A 3,495-nucleotide genomic window follows, 5' to 3' on the forward strand; every position below is an offset into this window, starting at 1 on the left:
GGTAATTTCTGCAAGTCTTTTCGTCTTGACATTCTCCAAAATAAAATCTGTCTGTATGTGTAAAAACTGCGCAAAGCATGGTATAATAATCGAAAGAAGTCTTGTCTTACAAGACTTCTCATTTTGCTGTTCGTGCTAACGCACGATTGTAGTATTATAAAGCGATTCTATGAAGATATTCTTTTCGTTATCGTTTGATGACGAATGATAGATGAGTGGTGAGTGTATATGATGATGCTTGCAGATATCATTGCAGATCTGGAGAAGAAGTTAAAACGTGATCGATTCGTGCATACGCGCGGTGTTGCCGAGGTGTCTGTTCGTCTGGCGAGGCTGTATGGTGCAGACGAGCAGGAGGCGGAACTTGCAGCGTGGCTTCACGATTGTGCGAGAGTGTATCCGACGAGCGCGCTTATCGAGGAGTGTGTACGTCGTGATATTCCTGTTACATCACTTGACAGACGATCTCCGATCCTGTTGCACGCACCGCTTGGCGTATATCTGGCAAAACACATATACGGAGTAGAAAATGAATCGGTATTGGATGCGATCGCTTATCATACGGTCGGCAGAGAACAGATGACGACGCTTGAGCGTATCGTTTATCTTGCCGATATGATAGAACCGAGCAGGGATTATGATGGTGTGGAGCTTCTGCGCAAACTGGCAGAGGAGGATCTGGCGCGTGCAATGGTTGCCGCGTTCGATCAGTCTATCGCGCACGTGATCCGCTGTGGAGGACTTCTTCATCCGAATACCATTTTGGCACGAAATGAGTTGTTGATGAATGGATGATAACAGACGCGTAGTCAGAAGGAAGGTGCGCGGTAAGAAAAAACCGCTTCTAAAGCGATTGCGATGGAAGCGTGTATTCGTTGCACTGGCTGTTCTGGCGATGGTTATATGGGGCATCGGTATGGCTTGTAATTGGGCATACCATGCGGTAAGAGATACAATGGGAATAGAAACGACTGTGGAGGAAACAGCTTCTACAGAGCCTGTACAGGTGGTTGAAGAGCCTGTCACGGTGCCGACACGCGCAGTGCCTATGTGGAGTGCGAGTGCACTTGCTTCGGCAAATGCCGAGAAAAAGATGACAGCATCACAGCAGACGATCAATGTACTGTTTCTCGGTGTTGATGATACAGCCGAGGAGGGATATTATGCGCAGGCAGACAGCGCGGTACTCTTTATTGTGGATACCGAGGCAGAAACGGCGGCGATGATATCGATTCCGTCTGATACGCGGATACCGCTTGAGGGACGGACGGAAGCTGTTGCACTCAGGGATATCTATCGGCAGGGCGGTACGCCGCTTGCGCTTCGTATGGTAGAAGGATATCTCGGCATTACGATCCCGTATTATGCGACGGTCGATCATGCGGTATTTACGCAGGTGATAGACGAGCTTGGCGGTATCGACTTGTATGTAGAAAAGAATATGGCATATACTGATTCGTACGATGGCTTTACGATCGATCTAAAAAAAGGATATCAGACGCTCGATGGCGAAAAAGCACAGCAGTATATTCGTTATCGTGATCCCGATCTTGGGGAGTTTGGTCGTATGAAGCGTCAGCAACGATTGGTGAAGGCTATCATAGATCAACACGCAACGTTCGGTACGATGTTTGATGTGCCGTCTATCTTATCTATCTTGGACGAGCAGTCGGATACGAATCTGACGTTCTATCCGCTTCTTCGCATTGCAAATGTATTGTCGGAGTATCAGCCTGATATGATGCTTGGAGAGATATTGCCGGGACAAACGCAGTCTGATGCGCAAGGAACATACTGGGGCGTTGATCCCGGTAAGGTCGATGAGATGTTTCACCGTATCTTTAAGATAGAGTTGCCACCACAAGAAGAGAAGGTACCTGAACCGACACCCGCACCGATACAGGAAGAGGCAAAAAACGAAGATAAAAAAGAGTCTGAAACGACAACAAATAAAACAGAAGGTTAAAGGAGTGTCATAATGACGACTGAAAAAAGCTTGAAACAAATGATTGCAGAAGCTGCATCCGACAAAAAAGCGCAGGATATCGTGTTCATCGATATGCAGAATGTGTCGCTTGTAGCAGATTATTTTATTATTTGCAGTGGTACGTCTGTACCGCAGGTAAAGGCGATCGCCGATAATATTGAAGAAAAATTGCAGGAAGCAGGCCACCAGGCTATCCATCGCGAGGGCTATCGTGAAGGTCGCTGGGTGCTTCTTGATTACGGTACGTGTGTTGCGCATATCTTCTTGACAGAAGAACGTGAGTTCTATCATTTGGAACGTTTGTGGGGCGATGCACCGCAGGAAGTATATGAAGAAGAGGCAAGTCTTATATGGAAAAAATGATTTCGGAGAAGTTGCAGCCGAGTACGGTAAGAGTACTGAAGGCTGTTCGTGAGAGCGAGATCGGTACGTTCCTCGATGCGGGAACGGGTAATACATCCGATGATATTTTACTCCACAAACAACAGCAGACAAGCCCTGTTGCGATCGGTGATGAGGTGAAGGTATTCCTCTATCGCGATCCGAAAGGTCGTTTGACGGCGAGTATGCGTGTGCCGAAGATGCGCGAAGGGCAGGTTGCGCGTGTGCGTGTTATCAATACATCGCGTGACGGTGCGTTCGTTGATGTCGGTGCAGAGCGCGGTATCTTTATGCCGTTCGCAGGGATGCGCGGTCGTGTCAAAGAAGGCGATCTTGTATGGGTACTCTTGTATTCGGATAAGTCGGGCAGATTGGCTGTGACGATGGAAGTAGAAGATGCGCTTCGTCGTGCATCTCGTTCGGCAGAAGGTGTAGAACGCGGTACGAAGGTCACAGGTTCGCTCTACAATTACGGCGATAACGGTGCGTTCCTCTTTACGAAGGAACGTTATATTGCGTTTCTCCATTTTGATGAAATGACATATCGTCCGAAAGTCGGCGAGGAGATCGAAGTTCGCGTGACGTTCGTTCGCGAAGACGGTCGTATCAATGTATCGATGCGTCAGCAGAAAGAGCTTGCGATGGATACGGATGCCGAAACGATCTTGAAGATGTTGACGGAACGCGGCGGTAAGATGCCGTACAGCGACGATACGTCGGCTGATGTTATCAAGGCGAAATTCCAGCTCAGTAAAAGTGCATTCAAACGTGCGCTCGGTCGATTGATGAAGAGCGGCAAAGTTGAACAAAAAGATGGTTGGACACACCTGAAAGAACAGTAAAATATACGTATGAAAAGAAACGGTATGATTTCGGTCATATCGTTTCTTTTTTGTTTAAAACAATATGTGCGAAGAGATTTGACGTAAGCTTCACATTTTTTGTATTTTGGATTTCACATACGGATTCTAGAATGATACTTGTAGCAAAGAGATACAAAATAAAGAGATGTTTGAAAGGGGAAGATGAGATGAAGAAGATTATTACTATGGTGATGCTTGCTGTTATGGCAATGTTTGCTTTAGCGGGATGCGGAGGTAATGCGAACACGACGGGTTCGGTTTCTA

General features: G+C 47.0%; 4 protein-coding genes. All 4 read left to right on the forward strand.

Annotation, left to right across the window (positions count from 1 at the left end; all coding sequences use genetic code 11):
- Positions 1–228: 228 nt before the first annotated feature.
- From yqeK to IJN28_06320, 4 genes are read left to right on the forward strand one after another with little or no spacing between them, the layout of a single operon-like run.
- Positions 229–795: a bis(5'-nucleosyl)-tetraphosphatase (symmetrical) YqeK gene (gene yqeK / locus IJN28_06305; protein MBQ6713379.1), complete on the forward strand. Its 567-nt coding sequence runs from the start codon at positions 229–231 to the stop codon at positions 793–795.
- Positions 788–1,966 (forward strand): LCP family protein, encoded by a 1,179-nt coding sequence (locus IJN28_06310; GenBank protein ID MBQ6713380.1) that lies wholly within the window; start codon positions 788–790, stop codon positions 1,964–1,966. Before yqeK ends, IJN28_06310 begins: the two co-directional genes overlap by 8 nt.
- A 12-nt stretch (positions 1,967–1,978) precedes the next feature.
- Positions 1,979–2,350 (forward strand): ribosome silencing factor, encoded by a 372-nt coding sequence (rsfS, locus tag IJN28_06315; protein MBQ6713381.1) that lies wholly within the window; start codon positions 1,979–1,981, stop codon positions 2,348–2,350.
- Positions 2,338–3,210 carry an RNA-binding protein gene (locus tag IJN28_06320; GenBank protein ID MBQ6713382.1) on the forward strand — a complete coding sequence of 291 codons (873 nt, stop codon included), beginning with the start codon at positions 2,338–2,340 and terminating at the stop codon, positions 3,208–3,210. Before rsfS ends, IJN28_06320 begins: the two co-directional genes overlap by 13 nt.
- Positions 3,211–3,495: the final 285 nt, after the last annotated feature.

Source organism: Selenomonadales bacterium, from assembly GCA_017442105.1.
GTDB lineage: Bacteria > Bacillota > Negativicutes > RGIG982 > RGIG982 > RGIG982.

Coding starts and splice junctions, on each gene's coding strand:
- IJN28_06310 (MBQ6713380.1), top strand. CDS start 788: ATGGATGATAACAGACGCGTAGTCAGAAGGAAGGTGCGCGGTAAGAAA.
- IJN28_06320 (MBQ6713382.1), top strand. CDS start 2,338: ATGGAAAAAATGATTTCGGAGAAGTTGCAGCCGAGTACGGTAAGAGTA.
- rsfS (MBQ6713381.1), top strand. CDS start 1,979: ATGACGACTGAAAAAAGCTTGAAACAAATGATTGCAGAAGCTGCATCC.
- yqeK (MBQ6713379.1), top strand. CDS start 229: ATGATGATGCTTGCAGATATCATTGCAGATCTGGAGAAGAAGTTAAAA.